This window comes from Pseudomonas sp. FSL W5-0299, assembly GCF_005930655.1.
GTDB lineage: Bacteria > Pseudomonadota > Gammaproteobacteria > Pseudomonadales > Pseudomonadaceae > Aquipseudomonas > Aquipseudomonas mandelii.
In genome coordinates this window covers 35,491-62,188 of record NZ_RXHX01000015.1, presented here as the reverse complement: position 1 = coordinate 62,188, position 26,698 = coordinate 35,491, and the positions used below count along the sequence as shown (strand labels likewise).

The following is a 26,698-nucleotide window of genomic DNA, read 5'->3' as shown; positions in this document are numbered from 1 at the left end:
GCGTACCAGCCCCCCGGGAAAAACAGGTGCAATCAGCTGTCCGGCTGCACGACAAAGGGCAGTTCTACCCTTTGCAGTTTTGCCCGGTCGATCGCCTGTTGGGTGAAGGTTTTGAGCAACGCCTTTTGCTCTTCATCGATCGTCTTCAACTCAGCAGCGTATTGCGCATCGGTCATGATGCGTCCCGGTGCAAAGTCGCTTTCCGGCTTGTTCAGTTCCGCGCCGAGCACCCTGAGCGCTTCCTTCAGCCGAGCCTTTTGCTCAAGGGTCAGCGTTGTGTCGTTCGCACGCTGGTCCAAGGCCATATAGAAGTCTGTCGTGGCATCGATCCGGCGCCTGAACACTTTGAAAGCCCGTCGGTTGACACCCTCGACATAGGATGACCAGAACGGCTGCTCGACAAGCAAATCACCGAGCAGCTCACCTTCCTCAAGGTCGAGCACACGCAGGTAAGCATTGTCGATCATCGCCGAGGTGACACCCGCGATCCCTCGGAACTGCATGTTTCGAGACTGCCAGGGCAAGTCCAGCCGTTCGGCAAGATCGGTCATGAACGCCAGGTGAACTTCCACCTCATCGATCGTGCCCATCACCTCCCCCATGGCATTGACACGCCTGAACTCCTCGCCCATCGCCTCGCGTTCGGAAATGGTTTTGCGGGCAATCCTGCTCAGTTCATCCAGACGTGACTTGCCTCGCGCCAGCGTGACCAGTTCACCCTCCACCAGCGAAGGATTGGCCAACTCATAGGCTTCATGAATCAGCACCTCCAGGCCCATGGCATTGAACAGCTGCGCGCCCGCATCGACACACGTTGTGGGCACCGTACTCATGGTGAAGAGTTTTTGCCGAAGCTCGGTATTTTTCGACATCGCCTCGAGCATGCGCCAGACCTTGGCGGTCATATCGACCCGAAACCCGAGGTCATGCTTGAAGTGCCCCGACTCGGTGAGTTTGCGGATTTCGTTGAAAAAACCGACCGATCCGCGCTCATCCTCGACACTGTTCCAGACCGCTTGCTTCGCCACCCATTCCGGCCGTGTCATGCCCTCCTCCCAGTCGAGACTGTCACGCACGCCACGGGGAGGATAAGGTCGATCGGGGTCCATGCCGATGGACTCGATGTAGTCCCTGAGCGTTTGCAGATTGGCCTCGGCCAACCACTGCGGCTCTCGGCTCAGCAAGGTGCGCGCCAGCAATTCCGCCTGAGCGGAGCCAGGGGGCACTGCCGGAATGTGGGTGATTTCGTTGCGCTGCAAATCCAGGAAAAAATGCCGGAACCGCGGTTGTGCGAACAGCCCCTGCGGCCAGGTGTGCACGCCGGTGTCCGCCAGGATCAGCGTATGCAACCTTCTCATGCCGCCAATATCCGGGACTTGCCCCAACGGATTGCCAAACAGGTCCAGGACCTCCAGTCGTGTCAGGTTGCGCAGGTCCGCGACACCTTGTGCATCCAGGACAATACGGTTGCCTCGCATGTTGAGTTCTGTCAGCGCGCGCATGCGGCGGATGGCACCGGGAACAGCGGAGAACGCATTGCCGTTGACGTTGAGCGAACGCAAGCGGGGAAAATGATCGAGAAAGGAACTGTGTTCGTCGGTCAATTCGGACAGGGTCAGATTGAGGCGCGTGACGTGATCGAAATTACCTTCCAGGGCAGGCATGGTACGCAGATGACGCCCCAGCGGGATGTTTTCCAGGTCGAGCACAACGCCCTGCAGATGACCGAATGAATCCACGTGGCGCAACCCGGTGTGCTGCCAGCATTCCCTGATCTCTTTGTATAAAGCGTTTCTGGCTTGCCATTCGGCGACGCCGGCAGGCGTGAAGCTGTACGCTTCGGTCGGCGATTTCAACCAGCGTTGAAAATCGGCGTTGAGCCGATCGAATTCCGCTTCGAGTGCGCTGGCCCTCTGTTCCAGACTGAGTTCGCTGCCACTCATCTGCAGATAGGCCAAGGCTTCGGCCTCCGTCCATCCGGGGCGGACAACACGCACCCGCTCTTGCGGCGTCATGGGTTCGTTGATTCGACTTAGCCCATGAGCCACCCCGCGCATGCCGCCACGCAGGCGCATCGTGACGGGGTCATACGCCGGTTTGCGTACAGGGTTATCGCCCAGAAGCGCGCTGAACCTTTCCCGTGGCAATGGCGTTTTTTGAATGGCGGACTTGAGCGTGGCACCTTGGTTGACGTGATACCCCAGCGCGTTTCGTTCGGCATCCGGCAACGCATGCAACACCGACGCGTATAAATCATCGGCCCCGTGCAATTGCAGATCATCGGTATCGCGCGTCTGGTATTGGCCGTCCTCGCTGACCAGGATTCTGCGGTGGGTGGCGTCCGTCGGGCCGACGCTGTCGCGCAACGGGCCATCGAATGAAAACTCACGGATTTCGATCCGCACGTTTTCGGGCCAGCCGGGTAGCGCCTGCATCGAGTGCAACGCCAGCCGCTCGGTGTCCACACCGAACGCCGCGTCGAGAAAGAGCCCTTCATAAGCGCGCGCGGTTCGTATGGCCCGCAAGGCCACCCTTACCCGCTCCCTGAGTTGCAAGGGGATGCGCGACGGCTCGGTGATGTCGAGCCGGTCTTGCGGCTCGATGTCGGCGAGCAGTTCCCGGGCTACCGCAGCGGGGAGCCCATTGAACGCATCCTGAAGCACCTGCACCTGCGGGTTGTCGGTTTGCTGCAAACGGCGACTCAGCGCGTCAAACAGAGCTGCGCGGCGACTGTCTGCTCGCCCGGCCAGCAGGTTTTTCAAGGCATCGATGCGGACTTGCTCGTCCGTTGAAATGCCCTGCCCGAGCATCGCGTGGATATCGGCCTCGTTCGCAAACTTCACGGCACGCTCCGGCAGTTTCCCTGAACGAACCTCGGCACGACTTATCTTCAGCGTGTCGGCGGGCAGAGCATCGACGTTGCCGAATTTGATCGAGCGCCCGCTATGCCCAGGGCCGTCAAACAGCTCGATGCCTTTTTGCTCAGGCCATCCGGGCCATTCAACCAGCAAGCGGGGCACCTGCTCGACGAATGCTTGCGGAACCTCGTTGAGCCTTATCTGCCCGGGTAGTTTTTGCACTTCGGCCCAGGCCTGGAAGCGTTCGATCGTGTCGGTCAGCAACGCGGGCGGCGGTTCGCTGACCACATGCAAGCGACGCAATTCGTCCTCCTCCATGCCGCTGACGAGACGAATATGCTCCAGGGTGTTATCAGAAAAGCCCTCGACCGCCGGGCCCAGGCGCCGCATGAGGGTGGTTTTGTCCCACTCGATGGGACGGTCGAGTTCGGTTTTCCACGCGCCGCCACCGTTGTGCTCCAGTGTCGGCTGATAAGCCTGTGGCCGGGCCGGATGTTGCAAGCGTGGCTGGCCGGTGCGTGAATCGTTGATCACTTCGAAGTGTTGGTTTTCATGCTTGAGGAAGTCCTTTTCGCTGTGCCGATACAGGCCCTGCTCGCTTGGCTTCGCCTCGGCGGGCAACACCATGTCATGGGCGTAGGGCGAAAGGTCCTGCTTCCAGAGGCGCGTCTGGCCGTCGGCCAGATCAACCTTTTTCAACCGGTTGATAAACGCCGATGGTTTGACCGACGCCGCCGCACCGGCCGGCAAGACATGCCCGGCGCCCATAATGGCCAACTGCGCGAAATTGATCATGACGCCGGTGAGATGGGACGCCGCGTCTTCCTTGTCCCCCTTGCTCCAGTCTTCGAAGCCTTCGAGGGTTTCCAGGACCATCTGCCCGACCATGGCGGCCAGCATCGCTTCGCCCAGGCCGGGCACCAGCATGGCGCCGAAATTGAACACGTTCCAGCCGATGTTCAGATAGCTGATCAGCCGGTTCCAACGGGTGGTGGCGTCTTCATCGCCGGTCGGCACGGCGATGTGCCGCGCATCGGCAATCGCTTTTTCCCTGCGCCAAAGTCTTGTTTGCGCCCAGAGATCGCCCGAAATGATATGGGTGACAGGCTCTGCGTTGGCATTTTCAACGGCGCTCTCCCGCCACCACGGCCCCATGTCCAGCGGCTCGCGCTGTTTCCAGGTGAAGGTCGAGAGGCGCTCGCGAACACGGGCAAAAAACTTGCCCTGGTCTTTTTGCGCGACAAAACGGCTGAAAAACTGTTGATAACCCGGCGAGCGCAACTGGCTCGTCAGCGCCTTCATGAAGTCAGTGAAGGACTCGTATTCCTTGAAGGGGTGGTCGGGATCATCGGGGACATACGCAATCAGCGTCCCCTCCAGACGACTTTGTTGATAAGCATCGTCCCGTTGCAACATGGCCTCAACGAGACCGCTGGGGCCATTGGCGAAAAACGCCTGGAGCAACTTGAACTGATCAAACTCCTGCCCCGGGAGCAGTGTCAGACGTCGCGACCATTCCAGCATCGTTCGTTGATGCTGTGGAATCAGCGCGTCGTAAACCCGTTTGATTTTCGAAGGGTCCGCCACTGCACTGAACAACACAATGCCGGACAGCCTGAACCCCATAATCGCCAGCCGGTGGCATTGCAGGGGCCGACGGCCCATCAAAATGCCTTGTTCGTTGTCACGAATCTGCCGGAGTTTCCCGTAGCCATAGGACGTGATGTCTTTTTTCAGATACGCGATCAGCGCCGATTCGTGAAACGCGGCCTTTTCACTGGCCGTGCATTGCTGCACGACGGTCGCTCTGGCCGTCACCTCTTCGGGCATCAGCAATGCCTTGATGTGACGCTGATAGTGCGCACCGATATCGAGCGTGCGGCACAGGGCGGCAAATCTTTCGACCGTCAGCGTATGCCGCTGAAGTTCGTTTTCGTCGTCCCTGATGAAGATGCCCGAGCCATCGCGAAACGCGCCCTCCTGCGTTTCGGGGGCCTCGAAATTATGCAGGGCCGCTTCCAGCAATGATGATTGCCTGAGCCGACTGGCATGGGTATCGATGCCAATGGCCAGATTGGCGGGGACGTACAGCCGAACCAGCGTCGCGTTGACGTCCAGTTCCAGGTTCAAATGCTCTTTCAATGCCTGGACCAGCAAGGGCTCGGCGAAGGCAAGAATGTCCTGCTGTACATTCTTCAGCGCCGCGTCCAATGGCCCCTGAAGGCGCCAGCGCTCGTCGATCAACTCCTTGAGGTACTGGCGATCAATGGCGCTTGAATTCAAATACCACTCAGGAAACTCCGGTTTCGAATGGGCAAAGGCAACCAGGCGTGAGGCGGGCGCGTCTTTGACCGGCGCGGGCAGTTTGCCCAGCAGATAATCACGATACACATTGTTATTCACTTCTCTTGCCTGCCCGGCAATGGCTGGCCGACCCGGGCTGTCCGAACGTTCACTCATTTCGCAAATCCTTATGCGACGAATTGAACCACCAGATTATTGGCTGGCGACGAAAACAAAAGCTCAAAAAACAACGCCAAAATCACGAATACATCAACGTCGCATTCGATTTAAGAATCTAAAAAACAGGCAATTACCACCCGAACCCCGTACAAAAGTGCTCCCCCGCGTAATGGTAGTTTTTAGCGGACAGCAAAGGGGCTAAGATGCGCCAGAATTCCCATCAGGAAACCGGACATGCGCCTACCCGATTTCATCAGGCAACACGTAGACCGTATCGTCGATGAATGGGAGCAGTTCGCCAGCACCATTACCCCGGCGGCCGAGCACATGGACAAGGTCGCCCTGCGCGATCACGCCAAGGTCATTTTGCTGGCCGCCGCGCGTGACATGACCACCGCGCAAACCTCCAGCGAACAGATGGCCAAGGCCAAGGGCGAAGGCCCGGAAAAAACCCCGAGCCTGGACGAGGCCGGTGCCAGTCATGGCGAACTGCGGCATACCGTGGGGTTTGATCTGGTACAGATGACATCGGAATTCCGTCATTTGCGTGCCTGCGTCATCCGTTTGTGGGTCGACAGCCTGGCGTCTCCGGACATGGCCTATTTCCAGGACATGATCCGTTTCAACGAAGCCATTGACGAAGCACTCGCCGAATCCACCGCGGCCTACGCCGAGCAGGTCAATCGTTCGCGGGATATCTTTCTGGCGATCCTGGGGCATGACCTGCGGGCACCCTTGCAAGCGGTGAGCATGTCCACCGAATTACTGCTGCGCAAAGCCAAGCTTGAAGGCGATGCGCTGACCTGCGCGGTCAACATCAAGCACGGCGCGCGGCACATGGCGGCGATGGTCGGCGATTTGCTGGAGCTGGTGCGCAGTCGCCTGGGTAAAAGCCTGCCGATCGAACGGGCACCCATGGACCTGGCCGATGCCGCCCATGCGGCGATTGCCGAAGCCTGCGCCGGTAACCCCGAGTGCGATCCGACGGTCCACGTAAAGGGTGACACCCGAGGCGCCTGGGATGCCGGACGAGTGAGTCAACTGTTGCAGAACCTGATCGGCAACGCCTTGCAGCATGGGTTGAACAAGCGTGACGTAACGGTGACCCTGACGGGCGAGCCGGACACGGTTCGCCTCACAGTGCATAACTATGGCGCTCCGATCCCTGAGGAAGCGATCGGCACGATTTTCGATCCGCTGGTGCGCAGCGCTGACGAGCAGCTCGGCCAACCCTCCACCAGCCTTGGTTTGGGGTTGTTTATCGTCAAGGAAGTGGTCGATGCACACGGCGGGACGATCGAGATCAGTTCCAGCGAAGCGGACGGCACGCTGTTTACCGTGGTGTTGCCGCGCAAGGTTTAATACCACGGACCGCGTCATCGTTCATCGCCAGCAGGCTCGCTCCCACAGTTGACCGTATTGCTTCTGGAAGAACCCGATCCAATGTGAGAGCGAGCCTGCTCGCGAAGGGGCCGTGTCAAACGACACAAAACCAGCAGAACACTACTCGACGACCAACCGCCCCAACCGCTGCTTGAGCATGCGATTCTCCGCCCGCAGCTGCTGGACCTCTTCAAGCAGGTCCAGCGCCAGGGCGACGCCTTCCCACTCCAGCTCCAGATCGCGCCGCAGCTTGGCGGCGCGCTTGGCCAGAGCCAGCTCGTAATCGTTGAAAACCCAATCCTTGGGCTGCTTGCCCTGAGGTTCGAGGATGCCGTGCTCGACGATTTCGATCACGTAGACGTCCGACAGCTCGGTCGCCTCACAGAATTCTGCCATGTCCAGTTGAACGATCAGGGGGTTGCTCATGATGGGCTACTCCGTCTCTTGGATCAGAAATTTTCTCTCGGGTCGAAAGCGGCTTTTTTCGCCAGTTCTTCCCACAGCGCCTTGACCTCGTCGCTCGAAGTCTTGGGCATCACGGCCTTCAATTGCACGAACAGGTAGCCACGCTCGCCCGCCTTGTTCAGCAGACCGTGCCCCTTGGCGCGCATGCGCTGGCCGTTCTGGCTGCCGGCCGGGACCTTGAGGTTGATCTTGCCGGTCAGTGTAGGCACGGCGACTTCGGTACCCAGCGCCAACTCCCAGGGCGCCAGCGGCAAGGTAATGATCAGGTTCTCGCCTTCAACGTCGAATTTTGGGTGCGGCGCAAAGCGAATGATCAGGAACAGATCGCCGTTGGCCCCGCCACCGATGCCCGGCGCCCCTTGGCCCTTGAGGCGGATGCGCTCGCCGTCGGTCACACCGGCCGGGATTTTCACGTTCAGGCTTTTGCTGGTGTTGCTGACGTGCTGGCCGGCCGCGTTGTACTGCGGCACCTGGAAGGAGACCTTCTTCGACTCGTTCGACAGGCTTTCTTCCAGAAAAATCGGTAGTTCCATTTCCACGTCTTGCCCTCGGCGCCCGGCACTGCGGCCCGACTGTCCACCACCAAAACCCGGACCACGGTTGCCGAAGATCGAACTGAAGAAGTCCGAAAAATCGCCCGTGTCCTGACCACCGCCGAACCCACCGCCGCCACGGCCCTGCCAACCCGGCGGCCCCTGGAACGGTTGGCCGTGCTGGCCGTATTTGCGCAAGTCGTCATATTCGGCGCGCTTGTCGGCACTTTTCAGCGCTTCATAAGCTTCCGAGGCGTCCTTGAACTTGGCCTCGGCGTCCTTTTCCTTGCTGACATCGGGGTGGTATTTGCGCGCCAGTTTCCGATAAGCCGCCTTGATCGTCTTATCGTCCGCGGTCGGTTCCACACCGAGAATCTTGTAATAGTCTTTGAAGTCCATCTAAGGATCACCATCCGTTATCGATATCGCGCCGTCACCGTAGTCTGCGCGTATTTCCAGGCGCCGGGTTGACCGATCTCAAGTTTGTGACCGGGTAGCGCGTCAGAAGTTTATCGGCAGCAGTGGGCGGTTCTTGCGACCGTCCGATGGCTGCCAGGCTCAATGCAGACAAGTTTGGGGCATCCGGCCATCTTATCAAGGCGCCATTGGTGTATTTAGCGGATAGTCGGCCTTCGAATCTGCGCCGCACTGACATACACTGCGCGGCCGTTTTTTAACCGGAACCTGAAAGTCATGAAAAACGCATCTCCAGCCCGTGCCTGTGGTATCGACTTCGGCACGTCCAACTCCACCGTCGGCTGGCTGCGCCCCGGCATGGAAACGCTGATCGCGCTGGAGGACGACAAGATCACCCTGCCGTCGGTGGTGTTCTTCAACATGGAAGAACGCCGCCCGGTGTACGGTCGGCTGGCGCTGCACGAGTACCTGGAAGGCTACGAAGGCCGGCTGATGCGCTCGCTCAAGAGCCTGCTGGGCTCCAAGCTGATCAAGCACGACACCAGCGTCCTCGGCACGGCGATGCCGTTCAAGGACCTGCTCGGGCTGTTTATCGGCCAGTTGAAGAAGCGCGCCGAGACGGCCGCCGGTCGGGAATTCGAGGAAGTGGTGCTGGGCCGCCCGGTGTTCTTCGTCGATGACGACGAAATGGCCGACCAGGAAGCCGAGAACACCCTGGTGGACGTGGCGCGCGCCATCGGCTTCAAGGATGTGTCGTTCCAGTACGAACCGATTGCGGCGGCATTCGACTACGAGTCGACCATCGAAAAGGAAGAGCTGGTGCTGATCGTCGACATCGGCGGTGGTACCTCCGACTTCTCGCTGGTGCGCCTGTCCCCGGAGCGCCGCACCCACGACAACCGTCACGACGACATCCTCGCCACCGGCGGCGTGCACATCGGCGGGACCGACTTCGACAAGCAGTTGAGCCTGCAAGGCCTGATGCCGTTGTTCGGCTACGGCAGCCGCATGAAGAGCGGCGCCTACATGCCCACCAGCCACCACATGAACCTGGCGACCTGGCACACCATCAACTCGGTGTACTCGCAGAAGTCGACCCTGGCCCTGGGCAGCATGCGCTACGACATCGAAGACACCGGCGGTATCGATCGCCTGTTCAAGCTGATCGACCAGCGCGCCGGACACTGGCTGGCCATGGAAGTAGAAGAAACCAAGATCCAGCTGACCCACGCCGACAGCCGCCATGTGCCGCTGGACCGCATCGAGCCGGGCTTGAGCGTTGAGCTGAGTCGCGCACTGTTCGAGTCGGCCATCGACAACCTGCTGGAGCGCGTGCGCAACAGCGTGACCCAACTGCTGAACGACGCCAACGTGCGGGTCGATCAGGTCGACACGGTGTTCTTCACGGGCGGTTCGAGCGGCATTCCGGCGCTGCGCCAAAGCGTGTCGGCGATGTTGCCGAATGCGCGGCATGTGGAAGGGAACATCTTCGGCAGCATCGGCAGCGGGTTGGCGATCGAGGCGATGAAGCGTTACGGCACGATGGACTGATTCGCAACCCGAGGAAGTGATCGTTCCCACCACAGAGCGTGGGAACGATCATGGGGTGGTTACACCATTCCCACCTGCTTCAACTCGCTCTTCAGGTACGCGTAATAAATCGGCCCCGCCACCACCCCCGGCAGGCCGAACGCGGCCTCGAACACCAGCATTGCCAGCAGCAACTCCCACGACTTGGCACTGATCTGCCCGCCGACAATGCGCGCGTTGAGGAAGTATTCGAGCTTGTGGATAAAAATCAGATAACCCAGCGCCGCCATGGCGACCCAGATCGACAGCGACAAGCCGACGATGGTGATCAGCGTGTTCGACATCAGGTTGCCGATCACCGGTAACAGACCGAGCAGGAAGGTCAGCACGATCAGGGTTTTGGTCAGCGGCAGCTGGACGCCGAACATCGGCAGGATCACCGCCAGGAAGATCCCGGTGAAGAAGGTGTTGAGCAGGGAAATCTTGATCTGGGCGAAGACGATGTTGCGAAACGCCTGGACCAGCAGGTGCAGGCGGTCGAACAACGCGGCAGCCAGCGGCTTACGCTTGGTCACGTCCGGTATGCGCTGCAAGGCGATGATCGCCCCGAGCACCATGCCGATCAGCAGCGTCACAAACATGTGCGCCGCGTCCTTGCCGACCAGTTGCAAGTCGCTCAGGTGCTTGCTCATCCACTCGCCGATGGCCACGCGAAACTCCGCGGCACTGGCCGGAAGATAGGCGTCGATGAACGGCGGCAGCTGCCCGCGCGCGCGGTCAACCACGTGCATGAATTTGTCGAGCGATGCGCCCGGGTTTTCCGCCTCGTGCAGCAAAAAGCTGATGGCGCCGGCAAAAATCAGGGTCAACACGCTGACCACTAACGTCCCCAGCAACGCCACCGCCAGCCAGCGCGCGCGTCGACCTTCGATCAGCCGCTGCAACTGCGGGGTGAGCATGTTGACCAGTTCGAACACCAGCAACCCGGCCAGCAGGCTAGGCAGCAGTCGCAGCGGGATCACCAGCAGCAAACCACCAAAGATGATGACCCAACTGATCAGCAGCAAAACGTGGCGTTGAGAAAACGTTGGCATACAGCCTCAAAACGAACGACGTAAAAGGATTGGCAGTCTGCCAGCGTTCGCAGGCCAGCACTAGGGATTGTGTAGGGCGACCTTAGTGGGGCGTGGGCGATTTTTTATAGCGACCATGCTGGCCCCTTCGCGAGCAGGCTCGCTCCCACATCAGTCCTGCGAACACAGTTCCATTGTGGGAGCGGGCTTGCTCGCGAAGGGGCCCTCACAGCCACCACAATCTGCCGCCCGTTATGACTCAGTTATTTATTTTTTCTTCAGGCAATCACTCATGAATGCTTTGCGCTCATCACCCTTAAGCGCTTTGGTCGCCGCATCGGCGTTGCAGGTTTTCATTTTCTCTTGCTGAGGGGTCAGAGTCTTGGCGTCATTGGCGGCCGGTGCCGCCTTGAGGCAGGTGCTCATGAAGGCTTTGCGCTCGTCGCCCTTGAGGCCTTTCGCGGTAGCGTCAGCGTTGCAGGTGGTCATCTTGTTCTGTTGCTCAGTGGCGGCGAAGCCCTGGGCACTAAGCAGCAAACCGATCATCAACAAAGGGACACGCAACATCATCATGGAGTTTTCTCCTTGTTGCCGCACCGAGGGGCGCGGCCTCAATCTGGAGTGTAGACAACCCCTGTTACACATTCATCCACCGACGCAACCGATGGCCCTCAATCAGCCTCCGATTCCAGAAGATCTTTAAAGGCTTCCCGGTATCGCTGATAAGCATCAACCCGGTTATCAATGACCGACGCGGGCATCCGCTCGAACAAGACCGGCGTGCCCCCCTCGACCGCATAAGTCTGTCCAAGCTCACGCAACGACGTCCATTGGGCATATGCCGCACCCTCCTCATAGAGCTTGTTGATTTTTATCTGCCGGAACGTGTTCGCCTCGGAAACCGCAGGCAATACCGCCGGCCCTGGCGCGGCTTCATTGATAAAGGCGTACTCGACCACGGCCGACCCGGGGGTCAGTGTGGTCACCGGCGGCATTTCGAAATTGAAGTGTGCATTGCTGGCCAAGTGCGCTGCGGGAAATTCCGGCCACGAGTCAGCGACGACCAGAGCATCGAGATTGCTCAGATCATCTCCTATCACTACATATTGATGATCAAAACGGGTGGCCCTGACAATGTGAATGCTGGACGTCCGGGGCTGGCTGGCGAGAATCGAAAACGTGACCTTCGAGTTCTCCGAACAATTCCCGCCCTTGATATCAATGGCTTTGCGAGCGGCCTCAGCGGTGGTCAATTTTGCAGAGAACCCGCCCTCCTCAAGGTCCATCCCTCGCAGGCCTTTGATTTTGGCAATCGCCGAACCGCCGTTTTCCCACATGCTTGGCAACTGATTCCCCGATAACGGCAGGAGCTCCTTGGCTCGATAGATCGCGTCCTGCGCCATTTTCAAGTTGGCCATGGTTTGAGGCGATACCTGAACCGGCCCTTCGGTCTCGACCACGGCCTGGGAAAACCACTCCCCATAGCTGCTTAAATCAGCCAGCTCCGGACTTGGCGTTACACCGTTCTCCCGGACTGAATGTAACAGCGCCTGGTAAGCATTGACCCGCCCGGTCTGTTCCAGATTGCGCGCATTCAACCCCAGGTTTCGTTCCAGTTCAGTGAGCGGCACCAGGCCCTCTTTGGTAAACAGGCGCCCGGTCAACGCGTTGAACTGCTCTGGCAGCATCAGCTTCTGCAGATCAGGCAACGCCTCGATACTTTGGACGATCCGCAGGCCTGGCCCGGCCTCTCCGGTCGCATTGGCTGCGTTCAGCGCCTCGAAAAGGTCGAAAAGATAATCCTGTGGAAGGCTGTCGTGAATCAGTTTCAGGCCGCGCAGATAATCGAATCGCTTGAATGCCGAAACAGAAGGATGGAACGCTACCGTGACCAGGTCGCTGTATTGGCCGCCGATGTCTTCCAGGACTGCACGTTCGCCGCCCGCGCCCGGCGAGCCACCACGCAGGCGCATCAATTGAGGATCGTAAGTGAGCGGGTCAAGAACCGGCAGACCGTCCAGCACCTTCAGCAACTGATAGGGCTGCAATGCGTTGTCGCGCAGGGCCAGCTTCAGTTTGGCCCCCTGGCCGATATAGATGTTCAGCGCGTTACGCTCGGCGTCCGGCAACGCCTGCAAAATAGCGGAAAACAGATCCATGCCCGAATGCAGGGCATTTGCGTCTTCGTCATAAGCGACGAATGTCGAGTCATGAAGCTCGACGAGCGTACGGCGAATCCCTGCGTCGTCCTGGCCGATACTGTCGAGCAGGGTTCCGTCGTACTCGAACCGTCGGACCTCAATGCGCACATCGGGATTCCAGCCGCGAAGATGCTCAAGGGAGTGCAGCGCCAGCCGGTCCATGTCGGGACTGTCGACCGAGTCGAGGTAAAAACCTTCATAAGCACGGCTCATGCGCACGTCTCGCAGCGCCCAACGCGCGAGGTTTTCCAGCCTTGCGGGCAACTGCCCGCGCTCAATCGCCTGGACTTCGGAGGGCGTGGCGATGGACAGCAACTCCCGGGCGACAGTACCAGGCAGGCCCGGCACTTGGGCCTGGATCGTTTTTGCGCTGTCACTCGTGGCAGCTTCGACACGACGATAACGTGCATCGAACAGCGACGTGCGCTTGCTCCTGGCCCGTATCGCCAACTCGGCCCGCAGATTTTTGGCGTTCAGTTCCAGCGTGCTGGGCGTGATATGAAACTCGACGTCCAACAAGGTGTTCAGTTGTGCTTCATCCAGGTGCGATAACAGCGTCTTGAGCAGATCGACGTCAGCCAGACGATTGCTGTTTATCTGGACACCCGGCCCGCCCGCGCGACCGATGACCCGAAGCACTTCGCCCCTGGCGTCTACCAGCTCAATCGCATTGCCGGGCCACAGACCATCGAGCAGCTGAAATTGCATCTCGGGATCGGCGCTTGAGTAATCTTGCGCACGCTCGCTGCCCATCTGCTCGATGAAGGTCTGGATGTCACGGTCGATACGAAACCGGGTCACGGTATCGCTGAGCAACGGCGATGGCCGCTCATTGTCGGCATACATTTGGCGGATCGCGCTGGCATCGGTCTGGCTGACCGTGCGGATGTCGCCGTAGGCGTCGGCCAGCTCACCCATGTCCGGGCCGAGTCGCGCCATCAAGGTCGAGTCATCCCACCTATGGGGTTGCTCGCCTTCAATCACGAAGGCACCTTCGCCGTTGCTCTCCACCACGGGTTGATAGGCGTCGGAGCGGGTCGGATGTTTAACCCTGTGTTTACCGTTCTGTGGATCTTTCGTCAGTTCGAAGTGCCGGGTGTCCAGCTTGAGAATCGGCTTGCCCTCATGCCGGTGCAGCCAGGTTTCATCAGGCTTTGAATCCGCAGTCAGGGTCAGGTTTTGTTTTTGATAGGGCTCAAGGTCGCGGCTCCACAGGCGTTTGGCGCCGTTGGCGAGCGTGACCGGTGTTGTCGACTCGATGAACGATGACAACTTGGGCAGTACCACCTCACTGCCGATTTTCATGCCGCCGGCGAAGGCCACCAACTGGACCAGGCTTTCGACAAACCCAATGATGTGCTCGGCCCCTTCCAGATAGAGACCTTCAGCCAGATCCACAATGCCTTCGACGACCTCGCTGACCAACTGATAAACCATGTAACCCATCATTACCTCGCCCACAAAGGGTATGAAAGGCCCCACCACCATTAACGCGGCATTGAAGACGTCGGAAAGCATTTTTTCCAGGTTGTCGAACCACGCCCAGCGCTCCATACGATCGGCATCTTGCGTCGAGATGACCATCTCCCGGGCATCGTTCAGGATTTTGTTTTGCTGTTGCTGGTAGAGATAAAGCCAAGGGTCGCCCGTAAAAAAGGTATGGATGTCGTTCTCGAACCGAACGTGCTCAAAGTGCAGGCGCGGATTCTCGATGGGCGTTTCGCGCCATACCGGCTGATCGACGCCCGGAATTTTGTCGTGTTGGGTTATTTCCACCAGCGCGGCATTGAGTGCCGAGAAGAAGCGCCCCCGTTGTTGATGGTCGACAAAACGGCTGAAGAACTGCTGATAACTGTTTGTGGAATTCCTTGGGGCATCCCGCAATTGGCGAGTGAGCTCACGGGCGAACTCGGCCTTCGAGGCGTACTCTTTCAGTGGATGCTCCGGGTCATGTGGCACATAGACAATGACTCGCCGGGCGGCGCTGTCGTGGATATGCAGATCAGGGGCGATCAGCACGATGCCTCTCAACTGGACATCGAGAATTTTCAGCTGATAGTAATGAACGGGAAGGCCATCCATCTTCCACGCTTTAATATCCTTGAGCAGGCTTTGTACGGCCAGGTAGCCACTGGCCGAGATGTCATTTTTAAGGCTGGCCAGATACAGGGCTGCTTTTAACGCAGCCTTTTGGCTTTTTATGACTGTTTGCTGCACCACACTACGCGCCAGCCCGTCGACAGGGCGCACATAGCCTTCAAGATGGGCTTTATAGTGAGCGCCGATATCCAGAGTGCGGCAAAGTGTCTTGAATTGGTCGACACTCATGTTGTTACGAACACCGGTTATATCGAATCGATTCGATTTGTCCGGCCGGGTAATAAACTGCGAATCAGAGGTTAATACTTCTTTATCCGAAAAATTATGTAATGCCGCATCCAGCAACGAAACAATGCGCGATTCCACGCCGTTATTGAAATTGTTGGCCCAAGGGGATAAATGGGGCGGAGAAAACAACTGCAAGAAAGTTTCCTTTACATCGACGTCTACACCGTATTGATCTTTCAGCGCCTGACGAAGCAGCGGTTCAGCAAAGGCGTAGACATCTTGCGTCTCGCTCAGCATCTGGTCGACATCGTTTTGAGCCCGCCAGCTTTCCTCCGAGGCGCGCTGCAGGGCTGCGAGCTGCATCGGTGAAGCGGTGCTAATCCATTCCGGAAGTGGGGCTATCACGGTTTTTAACGCGCTGATTCTGTGGGGTGAAGTTTGGCGCATCCATTCCGGGATAGCATTTTTTATAAGTTCGTAATGTATGCTTTTTTGTTGTATTGCGGTTGCTGATATTTCATCGATCCGGATTGAAGTGGTCACATTGATACTCTGCATAAGTTTGCTGAACAGAAACGGCTCATGCAACTAGCGTACAACGTTAATCACTCAATCAAATGAAGTTCAATTCCGATTAGCCTGTAAGAAACTTCACCACTTAAAACTTCTAACACCCACTGACTTCTTTATCTCAGATAATTCGTTGCCGACGATATTGCTCAGGCGTACACCCGGCCTGGCGTTGAAACATCGCAATAAATGCCGAACCGGTGCTGTAACCCATGTCGAAGGCAATGTTTTGAATGCTGCGTTGACTGTCCAGCGCTTCGATCGCCGCGAGGAAACGCAAGCGTTGCCGCCACTCGCCGAAACTCATGCCCAGCTCACGGACAAACTGCCGCGCCAAGGTGCGTTCGCTGACATGGATCTGCGCGGCCCAGTGCGCTAATGGCCGATTGTCCCCGGGTTCGGCTTGCAGGGCTTCAAGTATTACGAGCAATCCCGAGCTGCTGGCGTAAGGCAAATAACACTCCTGGATGGGTGCCAGTTGCAACTGGTCCACCAACACCTGCGCCAGACGTTTGTCCGCATCGTGGTCGGGAATTTTCACGTCGCGGGCGGCGAAGTCCTTGAGGATCGCCTTGAGAATGTCGCTGATTGCCAGCGTGCACGCTTGTTGTGGCAACGCGGTGCACAACACCGGCGCCAGGCAGACCGCGCGATAGTTGATCGGTTGATTGCTGTAGAAACTGTGCTCGGTCTGCGGCGGCACCCACACCGCGTATTGCGGCGGCGACATGAAGCGGCTGCTGCCAATTTCCATGTGCAACACACCGTTGGCCGAATACTCGAGAGTCCCCCACGGGTGACGGTGGGTCGAGGCATATTCATGGGTGTCGAAGTCGGCATAACGGAAATAGACCGGGGACGGCAATTCTGCGAAATCGAGCAGGTCGATGTGTTTACTGGTCATGCTGTCCGTCATCAAGGGCAGGTTGTCTGGATTGAAGTATAGGCTTGCATCCAGACAGGCGGATAATCGCTCCTCACTAACGTTGATGGTTTTTCTGATGCAATACGCTTATCCCCTGCTGGCCATTTTCATTTGGGCCGGCAACACCGTGATCAACAAACTGGCGGTCGGCGCGATCTTCCCCGCGGAAATCGGCTTCTATCGCTGGCTGCTGGCCGGGATTCTGTTCACGCCGTTCATGCTCAAACCGGTGATCGCGCATTGGCCCCAGATTCGCCCGAACCTGGGCAAGATTTTCATCCTTGGCGTGCTCGGCATGGCCGTCTATCAGAGCCTGGCGTACTTCGCCGCAACGCTGACTACAGCCACCAACATGGGGATCATCTTGTCGCTGATGCCCTTGATGTCGCTGGCCATGGCAATTGTCAGCCTCGGTCAGCGCCTGACTGCGGGCGCATTGGCCGGCGCGGTGTTGTCGTTCGCCGGCGTATTGGTGGTGGTGTCGTCCGGCAGCCTCGGCGCACTGCTTGAGCACGGCGTGAACCTGGGCGACGCGATGATGCTGATCGCCACGCTGGCCTACGCGATCTACAGCACGCTGCTGAAAAAATGGCAGCTGCGCTTGCCGCCACTGGTGTTGTTGTATTTGCAGGTGCTGGTGGCGGTGGTGGTGCTGTTTCCGCTGTTTGTCGCTTCACCGAAGGTCGGACCGACCTTGCAGAATATTCCGCTGGTGCTTTATGCCTGTTTGCTGGCTTCGATGCTGGCGCCATTGGCGTGGATGCAGGCCGTGGTGCGCCTGGGACCGAGCCGGACCACGCTGTTTTTCAATTTGCTGCCGTTGATTACGGCGTTGATTGCGGCGGTGGTACTGAATGAACAGTTGGCGATGTATCACCTGGTGGGTGGGGTGTTGACGCTGGGTGGGGTGGTGCTTTCGGAGCGCTGGACTACCGTGTTGGGCCGTAAGGTCAGCGTTGCCTGACCCGACTTGCCCGCGAAGAACGATAACGCGGTCCAACTGACGTTTACACGCCAGCCGCTTTCAATCGGGCCGCATGCTCGACAAACAACCGCACCGGATCCGCCCCTTTCCCCACCAGCCCCAGCGACTGATTGACGATGTCGAAGTGATCCATCGGATACTCATCGCCAATCACCGTCCCCAAGTGCGAGCTGTAACGCCCGACCATCCCGTCGCAATGCCCGGTTTCGCGCACAAAGGTTCTGGCAAACAGCCGGCAACTGCGGTTCGTGCCGTCGAACCGGTTACCGCCGCGGTCCGTCTTGCCCGGTTGCAACGTCCCGGACCAGGAGTAATAGCGCACGCCGTTGACCTCTTCCGGCCCGTGCCCGCCCCAGGTTTCAGGCAGGCCCTGTGGATAACGCTGATTGAACAGCGCCACGCCTTGAGTGGTCAGCGAATGGTGTGAAGCCGGGATATCCACAGGCAACTTCGGCCCGCGATAGCCGGTTTCCAGCAGGCTCATCAACGCGCCGATCCAGCGCAACAACACGCTGAGAACCCGTCCTTTGAACGTGTCGGCCGGGTAATGCTTTTCCAGATAATCCGCCAGCTCCGAGCCATGATTCGGCCCTGCGACCGACGTGACGGACGCCACGCGATCCGGACGTTTGGCGGCCGCGTAACGGGCTGTGAGCGAGCCTTGGCTGTGGCCGATCAGGTTGACCTTCTCGGCCCCGGTTTCCCGCAGAATCTCCTCGATCCGCGCCAGCAACTGCTCGCCGCGCACCTCGCTGGAGTTGAGCGGCGAGACCTGCACCGCAAACACCGTCGCCCCACCCCGGCGCAACGCCGAAATGATCCCGTACCAGTACGGATACAGCACCAGACGGATAAACCCGAGCATTCCCGGGACCAGCACCAACGGATAACGCGTGGCAGAACCTTGCGACATGGACGGACATCCTTGTGATCGGTGAGATGAAGCAAGGCGCGATGCAAGACGTCAGCCAAGCATCGTCACCCAAGATGACAACTCGACGACCAGTCTATGACATCCACCCTACTTCAGCCCCACCACGCCTGCCACGATCAGCCCCACCGACACCAGTTTGATCGCCGTCAAGCTTTCACCCAGCAGCGCAAAGCCGAGAAACACCGTGCCCAGTGAACCGATGGCGGTCCAGATCGGGTAGGCGATGCTTACCGGCAACTCGCGCATGGCCAGGGTCAGGAAGTAAATCCCGCCGACGGCGGCCGCCACCGTGATCAGCGATGGCCAGAGCCGGGTAAAGCCTTCGGCGTACTTCATGCCCATGGCGAAGGTAACTTCGAACCCGGCGGCGATCAGCAGAAACAGCCAGGCCATCAGAACTCCCGGGCCAGCGTCAGCAAGCGCTGCTCGGCTTCGGCCAGCGAAATCTCGAACGTGCGCTCAGCCGACTCTTCGCCTTCGGCAGCCACCACGGTGATGTCGGTGATGCCGATGAACCCCAGCGCGGTGCGCAGCAACGGATCGGCATGGTTCATCGCCTCCAGCTCGCCGCCCGGCCCGAAACCGAAGCCGCCGCGACTGGTGACGATCAGGGCTTTTTTGCCGTGCACCAACGGCTCGTACTGCGCCACGCCATTGTCCAGGGTGTGATTGAACGTCAGCCCGAGCCGCACAATCTGATCGATCCAGGCCTTGAGGCCGCTGGGTACGCTGAAGTTGTGCATCGGCGTGGAAATCACCAGCAAATCGTGACCGAGCAACTCGCCGACCAGCTCATCGCTGAACGCCAGGTCGGCCTGCATCGACAAGGGACGCGCTTGGGGCTCGGGGTAAAAGGCCGCGGCCACAAAGGCCTCGTTAACCGGCGGTATCAATGCCCGACCTATTTCCCGGCGAGTCAGCTGCGACTGAGGATGTCGCGCTTGCCAAGCACCAAGAAACACTTCCGCCAGACGCCGGGAATGGGAACGCTCGCCACGGGGGCTGGCATGGATCGCAAGAATCTTGCTCATCTGAATCTCCTTAAGGGCTAAACTGCCTGTGGCTTGCAGATTGAAGCTCACAGCCGCCCTTCTTCAACTGAGTAGAAATCAGTCTGGATGAATCCATTTCATCCATGGAGTATTTGAATGTTTGCCTCGTTGCCGCTCACCGCCCTGCGCGCCTTCGAATCCGCCTCGCGCCTGCTGAGTTTCAAGGCCGCCGCCGAAGAACTTTCGGTGACGCCCACAGCGGTGTCGCACCAGATTCGTTCGCTGGAGAACTGGCTCGGCGTGCCGCTGTTCGAGCGGCTGCCACGGCAGGTGCGCCTCACCGACGGCGGCGAACGGTTGTTCCGCAGCCTGCACGGGGCGCTGCTGGAAGTGGCGCAAAGCGTCGACACCCTGCGCCCGCAACGCAGCGGCGCGAGCCTGACGATCTCCACCACGGCGGCCTTCGCGGCGTTGTGGCTGGTGCCGCGTCTGGGTCGGTTTTACGCCCGCCATCCGAACATCAACCTGCGCCTGGACACCCACTGCGAAGTCATCGATCTGCATCAGGACGCCAGCGTCGATTTGGTGGTGCGCTACAGCCTGGGTGATTACCCGAACCTTTATGGACTGTGCCTGTTCGACGAATCGTTCGGCGTCTATGGCTCGCCCGGGCAGGTGGCCCTGGCGGCTGAGCGGGTACCCACGCTGATCAGCGTGCGCTGGCACAACTCCAAACTCTATGCCCACGGCTGGGCGGCCTGGTGCGCGCAGTCCGGCGAAAGTTGGCTGACAGGGCAACCGGCGGTCCGTGAATACGACGAAGAGCATTACGCCCTGCAAGCCGCGATCGCCGGGCAGGGGCTGGTGCTGGCGAGCAATATCCTGGTGTCGGAAAGCGTGGCCAACGGTTTACTGGTCGCCTACCGGGGCGAGGTCCAGGTCGATGGCGCCGGCTATAGCGCACTCTGTGTGCCGGGACGCGAACGGCATCCGCCGGTGCGGGCGTTTTTTGCGTGGCTGCGCGAGGAGGCGCTGCTGTCCGGGCATGGGTTGGCGTGACCATTTCGGGCGCTTTTTACGATGGACAAATGGCATAAAACTTTTCGCCGCGCTCATCACTCACACCTTAAGTAGCGATCACTTCCCCAGAAGGTGACGCAAACCGGATTAGCCTCCAGGAGAACGAGATGAGTGACATGCATTTGTCTGACGTAACCACCCTTCGCGAACGGGCCCGCAAGAACGTCGAGAACGGTGCGGTGACCGAAAGCTACAGCGCTGACCGTGAAGAAGTATTGCGCCTGCTGAACGAGTCGTTGGCCACGGAACTGGTCTGCGTGTTGCGCTACAAGCGCCACTACTTCATGGCCAGCGGCTTGAAAGCCAACGTCGCGGCCGACGAATTCCTCGAGCACGCAACCCAGGAAGCCGAGCACGCCGACCGACTGGCCGAGCGCATCGTGCAACTGGGCGGTGAGCCGGAGTTCAACCCTGACCTGCTGTCGAGGAACTCCCACGCGCAATATGTGGCGGGCAATTCACTGAAAGAGATGGTCTACGAAGACCTGGTCGCCGAGCGGATTGCCATCGACAGCTACCGCGAGATCATTCAGTACATCGGCGAAAAAGACCCGACCACCCGGCGCATCTTTGAAGACATCCTGGCTCAGGAAGAAGAGCATGCGGATGACATGGCCGACATTCTGAAAGATCTTTAGGGCCTTTCAGATCGCCTTCGCGGGCGAGCCTCGCTCCTACAGGTTTAGTATTCTCCTGAAGGAGCGAGACTTACCCGCGAAGGCAGCCACACTGACACCCCATTATTTCGTTGGTTTAACGGTCACCGGCGCCTTGCCTGCCTTCATCTGTTCCAACAATGGCGCACACTGATTCGGCTCACCCCCACTCGGTGCCACCAACGCCAACAGCCCCGCCGCTGGCGCTGCAATCACGCCCAATGCAACCATCCCGGCGCCACGCAAAATCAGCGGCACCGCCTTCACGCCCGCATCCGGCTTGATGAACTTGCCCCGCACGTACAGCGGCGAGCGCAACGAAATCAACCGCCAGCCTTTGGATTCCGGGGTGATCGTCAGGTCCAGCTGCTCCGTCGCCATGTTCGCCGTGCCGTCGATATAGATGATCGCGTTCTCGGTATCGAAGACAAACAGTCGGGTGGTGGCCAAACCGGTCTTGATATCGAAGTCGGCCGCCGCGCAATTGATCTTCACTTCCTTGTCGCCAAAGATCTTGCCCACCACATAGTTGCCGACGTTGAGCCCGGCCAGCTCCATCAACTCGCGGCTGATGGCGCCATCGTTGATCAGCATTTTCAGGTTGCCATTGGCGCTGCCCAGCAGCTTGGCCACCGAGTTGCCACGGCCGGTGATGTCAGCATCGCCGTTGAGTTCGCCGAAACTGGTTTTCATCGGTTCAAAAGTCGGGAACAGCTGCTTGAGCTTGAACTTGCGCGCGGTCAGTTTGGCCCGGCCTTCCAACGGCTCGGTGCGGCCATTGAGGCGAATCTGCGCATCCAGGTTGCCGCCCGCCACGCCGAAACGCAGAGGCTCCAGACTGAGAACGCCGTCGGTCAGCACCAGGTGCGTATAGAGGTCATTGAACGGCAATTTTTCGCTGTGGATGATGCGCTTGCCGGTGAATTCGACGTCGGCGTCCATGTCACGCCAGCGCTCGGTCTTGAACTCCTCGACCGGCAACACCTTGTCCGTCGGCTGCTTGCTTTCGCCGCCACGGGCCTTTTGCTTGGCGTTGGAGTCAGCGCCGATCAACGGGGCCAGGTCGGCGAACAGCAGTTGGTTGGAAACAAGCGAACCACTGAGTTTCGGCCGCGGCTGGCTGGCGACATAGGCCAGGCTGCCGTGGATGTCGCTCTCGCCGATCTTGCCGTTGAATGCTTCATAGCGGAACACCGCACCACCCGGCTCATGCAGTTTGGCGATCAAATGCCCGTCGGTCTCGTAGGGCGGCGTATCCGGCAGCGTCACACCGGTCAGCGGATAGAGATTGCCCAGGCTGGTACCGGCCAGTTTCAGGCGCAGGTCCAGGGCGCCGAGGTTCAGCGGATCGGTCAGCGTTCCGGCCAGTTCGACACTGGTATCGGCGATCTTCACTTGCGCCTGGAGCGGGAACGGCCTGGCCGCATCCTGCAATGCCAGCAACCCGCCGATCTTGCCTTCGCCCGCGAGTTTCTGATTGTGGTATTGGCCTTTGACCTTCAGCGTGAACGCGTAATCCTGGGGAGCCGCGCCTTTCTCCTGCGCGGTTTTTGCGGCTTTGTCGCCGACGATATCGCTGAATGGAATGGGTTTGCCCAACGGATCAATCAGCACATCGAGCTGAGTCTTGAGGTTCTGGTCGTCGAGGGTGACGTGGCCCTTGTCGAAGCCGATGGCACCGATATCCACCACCCAGCTCGAAGGCTCGGCGTTCGGGTCTTTGGGGTCGAACTGGAACGTCCAGTTGGCACGGCCATCGGCCAGGCGCTGAAGGTCGGCATTCGGCTCGGTCAGGTCAATACGCGGGATCACCACCCGTTGCGCCAGCAATGCCAAGGGTGAAATACGCAGCTCGACGCGTTTGAGGGTGACCATCTGTGGTTTTTTCGACCAGTCCGGGTTGCCCAGGCTCAGGTCTTCGGCCACCACGTGCGGCCACGGCACCCACGCCCGCCAACCGCCCTCGTCGGGCTCGCGCTGCCAGACCACCGCGAGGTTGCCATTAATGGCGAACGGACGATGCAGCTCTTCAGAAACTTTGGCGTTAAGGGGCGGTTTGATCCGGTTCCAATCGAAGAACGCGATGATCAGAACCAATACCGCCAGCAAGACAATCAGGCTGGCGAAGGTCCAGGTAACAATTTTACGAGTGCGCGTCATTGCACAGGGCTCCTGATACGACTGAGCGCCCTGACTGCGACGCACGTGTGAAACGACAGGCCAGAACCGGCCTGCCATGGAATCTACGACTGAAAAACGGCCCGCAGGTTTAACCGAAACATCGATTAATCCTCAAATAATCGACCGGGGAGAGACTGCCCCCGAATCCAGCGTTACCGCCCCGCACTTTTGTGCGGCATCAGTGGGTCGAAAATACCCACTCCAGTGCAAAAGCGATCGCCGGAGACACCCGTTCTAGAGCGCTTCGGCAGAACAATCAATTCCGTTGATTATTACCATTGCGTTTATGAACTTTTATATCGACTTATCGAGAGTAGCATTGCCCTCGTACCCACTTTATCGCCCTCCCAAGGAGCAACCCATCATGAAACGCCAATTACTGCTTAGCCTTACCCTCTCAATGCTGGCCAGCACCGCTTTCGCTCTGCCTGCTGCTGACCAGGCCACTCCACAAGTCAAAGACAGCCGCTCGGTGTTCAGCCAAACCGTCGCTGCCGATGGTTCCGACCGCACTCCACAAGGCCAGACCCTTGCCGAAGGTGGCAATGATCGCTTGAAAGAAAAAGGCCTGATCACTGAAGACGGTTATGACAAAACGCCACAAGGCCAGGTTCTCGCCGCTGATGGTTCCGACCGCACCCCAGGTCAAACACTGGCTGCCGATGGTTCCGATCGCACTCCAGGCCAAACACTGGCTGCCGATGGTTCCGACCGCACTCCAGGCCAAACACTGGCTGCCGATGGTTCCGACCGCACCCCAGGTCAAACACTGGCTGCCGATGGTTCCGACCGCACTCCAGGCCAAACACTCGCCGAAGGTGGTGGTGACCGTGTCATCGAACGCAACAGCGCTGTGAGCTGAGCCCATGGCGGCCCTGAAAAAAAGCCCAATCCCTGGATTGGGCTTTTGACTTTATAGGGTTTTGCCTCATTGGAAGTTGTACATCCCCGCTTGATCCCCCGATAGTCGTTCGACGCCAGCGAAGCCGATTTGCTAGAGTGCGCCGCTGTCCCTGTCCAGAAAAACACCCTTGCGATGCTGCCCCGCGCCGAACAGAAACAACAAACCCGCAACGCCCTGATGGACGCTGCCCGTCACCTGATGGAATGTGGTCGAGGATTCGGCAGCCTGAGCCTGCGCGAAGTGGCGAAAACCGCCGGCATCGTGCCCACCGGTTTCTACCGGCATTTCGCCGATATGGACGAACTGGGCCTGGTACTGGTGAGCGAAGTCGGCCAGACCTTTCGCGAGACCATTCGCCTGGTGCGCCATAACGAGTTCGTCATGGGCGGCATCATTGACGCTTCGGTTCGGATCTTTCTCGACGTGGTCTCGGCCAATCGCTCACAGTTCCTGTTTCTGGCCCGGGAGCAGTACGGCGGATCGCTGCCCGTGCGCCAGGCCATTGGTCGCCTGCGGGAAGACATCAGCTCGGACCTCGCGGCCGACCTGTCCTTGATGCCGAAATTGCAGCATCTGGACATCGCCGGCCTCAGCGTCATGGCGGACCTGATCGTCAAAAGTGTGTTCGCGACCTTGCCGGACATTATCGATCCACCGGCCGAGGCGCTGCCTGAGCACCTGACGCCACAGGCAAAAATCACTCAACAGCTGCGCTTCATCTTCATCGGCCTCAAGCATTGGCAAGGCCTCGGCAGCACTGAATAAACCCTGTAGGAGCGAGCCTGCTCGCGATAGCGGAATGTCAGCCACATCAAATGTTGATTGTGCCGACGCTATCGCGAGCAGGCTCACGTCCACAAAACCAGTCAAGGCATCAATTTGGTGCCACCGAAAAATCCCCGCACCATTCCAGTTCAAAATCCCGCAACAGCCTGAGCCACCCACTACGCTCCGACAGGTATTTCCTACGTATCGCCCGATTGGCAAGCCCCTTGCTCTAGCCTGAACATCGTCCATTGCTGGAAGCCTTCCGATGCTGGTGATTCATCGCAGAATCGACCCTCAACCCGTCTGGGCCGCCGAGTTGCACCTGACTTTCGAGGCCCGGAGCAAAAGCCGTTTGCGCTGTTTCAGTGCCGAAGGCGAGGACGTCGGTTTGTTTTTGGAGCGCGGTCAGCCGCCACTGTATGACGGTGAGTGCCTGCAAGCCGAAGATGGGCGCATCGTCCGTGTCTGCGCCCGCCCCGAACAATTGCTGCATGTTACGTGCGCCAACGCGTTCGAACTGACTCGCGCGGCCTATCATCTGGGCAATCGCCACGTCGCCCTGCAAGTCGGTGATGGCTGGTTGCGCCTGCTCGATGATTACGTACTCAAGGCCATGCTCGAACAGCTGGAGGCCAACGTCGACAACATCGAGGCACCGTTCCAGCCGGAACACGGCGCCTATGGGGGCGGCCATCACCATTCCCGCCACGGCGACGAGGACTTCAACTACCCGCCGAAATTGCACCAGTTCGGCGTCCGGTTATGAACCCGGCCTGGGCGCTGTTGCGCCTGGCCAGTCCACAACTGCCGATTGGCGGCTACAGCTATTCGCAAGGCCTGGAGATGGCGGTGGATAACGGCCGGGTGAACGATGCAGACAGCGCGCGACGCTGGATCAGCGATCAGTTGTTGCTGAACCTGGCACGCTTCGAAGCGCCGCTGCTGCTCGCCCATTGCACCGCTGCCGTTGATGAGAACTGGGGCCAGTTGCTGCAACGCTGCGAAGAACATCGTGCCAGCCGGGAAACCCGCGAGCTGCATCAGGAAAGCCGACAGATGGGCTATTCATTGCAACAACTGCTCAACGGCTTGCCGGAACTCGATGCGCCGGCCCGCGCCTTTCTCCAGCAGCGCCCTGAGCCGCATTTGGCCCTCGGCTGGGCGCTTGCCGCTCGCGCCTGGCAGATCAGCCCGCAAGATGCGCTGGCGGCGTGGCTCTGGAGCTGGCTGGAAAATCAATTGGCGGTGCTGATGAAAACCCTGCCCCTGGGCCAGCAAGCCGCGCAACGCCTGACCAGCGAACTGCTGCCACTGCTGCAACAAGCCCAGCAGGACGCCACCCGAATCAACCCCGAACACTACGGCAGCGCCGCGTTCGGCCTGTCCCTGGCGTGCATGGCCCATGAGCGCCAGTACAGCCGTCTGTTCCGTTCCTAGGGCCTTTTTACTTGG

20 protein-coding genes are annotated in these 26,698 nt (G+C 59.3%); 9 read left to right on the top strand and 11 right to left on the bottom strand.

Annotated features, from left to right (window positions below):
* Positions 1–32: 32 nt before the first annotated feature.
* On the bottom strand, positions 33–5,318 hold the full coding sequence (locus FHL16_RS18760; protein WP_077748950.1) for an NEL-type E3 ubiquitin ligase domain-containing protein: 5,286 nt from the start codon (positions 5,316–5,318) through the stop codon (positions 33–35).
* 237 nt (positions 5,319–5,555) lie between these two features.
* On the opposite strand from FHL16_RS18760, the gene FHL16_RS18755 reads away from it, so the two are divergent.
* Complete coding sequence (locus FHL16_RS18755) at positions 5,556–6,683, top strand: sensor histidine kinase (protein ID WP_077748949.1); 1,128 nt, start codon at positions 5,556–5,558, stop codon at positions 6,681–6,683.
* A gap of 141 nt (positions 6,684–6,824) precedes the next feature.
* On the opposite strand, the gene FHL16_RS18750 is transcribed toward FHL16_RS18755, so the two are convergent.
* Entirely contained in the window at positions 6,825–7,130 is a 306-nt protein-coding gene (locus tag FHL16_RS18750) for a chaperone modulator CbpM (RefSeq protein ID WP_077748948.1), read from the bottom strand.
* Positions 7,131–7,153: 23 nt separating this feature from the next.
* Positions 7,154–8,101, bottom strand: coding sequence for a DnaJ C-terminal domain-containing protein (locus FHL16_RS18745; protein ID WP_010464109.1), 948 nt, complete (start codon positions 8,099–8,101; stop codon positions 7,154–7,156).
* A 294-nt stretch (positions 8,102–8,395) separates the two neighbouring features.
* Here FHL16_RS18745 and FHL16_RS18740 point away from each other — a divergent pair, with 294 nt between their 5' ends.
* The gene (locus tag FHL16_RS18740; RefSeq protein WP_077748947.1) at positions 8,396–9,670 is read left to right on the top strand and encodes an Hsp70 family protein; all 1,275 of its coding nucleotides are present in this window, start codon (positions 8,396–8,398) and stop codon (positions 9,668–9,670) included.
* A gap of 59 nt (positions 9,671–9,729) precedes the next feature.
* Here FHL16_RS18740 and FHL16_RS18735 read toward each other — a convergent pair whose 3' ends face one another.
* The 4 genes from FHL16_RS18735 to FHL16_RS18720 all read right to left on the bottom strand — a co-directional run bounded on the left by FHL16_RS18735 (position 9,730) and on the right by FHL16_RS18720 (position 16,725).
* Positions 9,730–10,743, bottom strand: coding sequence for an AI-2E family transporter (locus FHL16_RS18735; RefSeq protein WP_010464112.1), 1,014 nt, complete (start codon positions 10,741–10,743; stop codon positions 9,730–9,732).
* Between the two features lie 246 nt (positions 10,744–10,989).
* On the bottom strand, positions 10,990–11,295 hold the full coding sequence (locus tag FHL16_RS18730; protein WP_010464113.1) for a PsiF family protein: 306 nt from the start codon (positions 11,293–11,295) through the stop codon (positions 10,990–10,992).
* Positions 11,296–11,393: 98 nt separating this feature from the next.
* The gene (locus FHL16_RS18725; protein WP_238706182.1) at positions 11,394–15,794 is read right to left on the bottom strand and encodes a dermonecrotic toxin domain-containing protein; all 4,401 of its coding nucleotides are present in this window, start codon (positions 15,792–15,794) and stop codon (positions 11,394–11,396) included.
* 148 nt (positions 15,795–15,942) lie between these two features.
* On the bottom strand, positions 15,943–16,725 hold the full coding sequence (locus tag FHL16_RS18720; protein ID WP_172962163.1) for an AraC family transcriptional regulator: 783 nt from the start codon (positions 16,723–16,725) through the stop codon (positions 15,943–15,945).
* A 97-nt stretch (positions 16,726–16,822) separates the two neighbouring features.
* Between FHL16_RS18720 and FHL16_RS18715 the strand changes: the two genes are divergently transcribed.
* Positions 16,823–17,710 carry a DMT family transporter gene (locus tag FHL16_RS18715; protein WP_010464117.1) on the top strand — a complete coding sequence of 296 codons (888 nt, stop codon included), beginning with the start codon at positions 16,823–16,825 and terminating at the stop codon, positions 17,708–17,710.
* Positions 17,711–17,753: 43 nt separating this feature from the next.
* Here FHL16_RS18715 and FHL16_RS18710 read toward each other — a convergent pair whose 3' ends face one another.
* The 3 genes from FHL16_RS18710 to FHL16_RS18700 form a co-directional block, all read right to left on the bottom strand.
* On the bottom strand, positions 17,754–18,644 hold the full coding sequence (locus tag FHL16_RS18710) for an esterase/lipase family protein (RefSeq protein ID WP_077748945.1): 891 nt from the start codon (positions 18,642–18,644) through the stop codon (positions 17,754–17,756).
* A 108-nt stretch (positions 18,645–18,752) separates the two neighbouring features.
* The gene (locus tag FHL16_RS18705) at positions 18,753–19,058 is read right to left on the bottom strand and encodes a DMT family transporter (protein WP_077748944.1); all 306 of its coding nucleotides are present in this window, start codon (positions 19,056–19,058) and stop codon (positions 18,753–18,755) included.
* A complete protein-coding gene (locus tag FHL16_RS18700; protein ID WP_010464126.1) occupies positions 19,058–19,696 on the bottom strand; it encodes an FMN-dependent NADH-azoreductase in 639 nt (212 codons plus the stop codon). The genes FHL16_RS18705 and FHL16_RS18700 overlap by 1 nt, the downstream gene beginning before the upstream one ends.
* Positions 19,697–19,813: 117 nt before the next feature.
* Here FHL16_RS18700 and FHL16_RS18695 point away from each other — a divergent pair, with 117 nt between their 5' ends.
* Positions 19,814–20,716, top strand: coding sequence for a LysR substrate-binding domain-containing protein (locus tag FHL16_RS18695; RefSeq protein WP_077748943.1), 903 nt, complete (start codon positions 19,814–19,816; stop codon positions 20,714–20,716).
* 128 nt (positions 20,717–20,844) lie between these two features.
* Positions 20,845–21,375, top strand: a complete 531-nt coding sequence (locus tag FHL16_RS18690; protein WP_077748942.1) for a ferritin-like domain-containing protein — start codon at positions 20,845–20,847, stop codon at positions 21,373–21,375.
* Between the two features lie 102 nt (positions 21,376–21,477).
* Here FHL16_RS18690 and FHL16_RS18685 read toward each other — a convergent pair whose 3' ends face one another.
* Complete coding sequence (locus tag FHL16_RS18685) at positions 21,478–23,553, bottom strand: AsmA family protein (RefSeq protein WP_077748941.1); 2,076 nt, start codon at positions 23,551–23,553, stop codon at positions 21,478–21,480.
* Between the two features lie 385 nt (positions 23,554–23,938).
* Between FHL16_RS18685 and FHL16_RS18680 the strand changes: the two genes are divergently transcribed.
* The 4 genes from FHL16_RS18680 (at position 23,939) to FHL16_RS18665 (ending at position 26,683) form a co-directional block, all read left to right on the top strand.
* Positions 23,939–24,436, top strand: a complete 498-nt coding sequence (locus FHL16_RS18680) for a hypothetical protein (protein ID WP_077748940.1) — start codon at positions 23,939–23,941, stop codon at positions 24,434–24,436.
* Between the two features lie 174 nt (positions 24,437–24,610).
* Positions 24,611–25,243, top strand: a complete 633-nt coding sequence (locus tag FHL16_RS18675) for a TetR family transcriptional regulator (RefSeq protein ID WP_010464134.1) — start codon at positions 24,611–24,613, stop codon at positions 25,241–25,243.
* A 268-nt stretch (positions 25,244–25,511) separates the two neighbouring features.
* On the top strand, positions 25,512–26,012 hold the full coding sequence (gene ureE / locus FHL16_RS18670; RefSeq protein ID WP_010464135.1) for an urease accessory protein UreE: 501 nt from the start codon (positions 25,512–25,514) through the stop codon (positions 26,010–26,012).
* Positions 26,009–26,683 (top strand): urease accessory protein UreF, encoded by a 675-nt coding sequence (locus FHL16_RS18665; protein WP_077748939.1) that lies wholly within the window; start codon positions 26,009–26,011, stop codon positions 26,681–26,683. Before ureE ends, FHL16_RS18665 begins: the two co-directional genes overlap by 4 nt.
* The last annotated feature ends 15 nt before the right edge of the window (positions 26,684–26,698 follow it).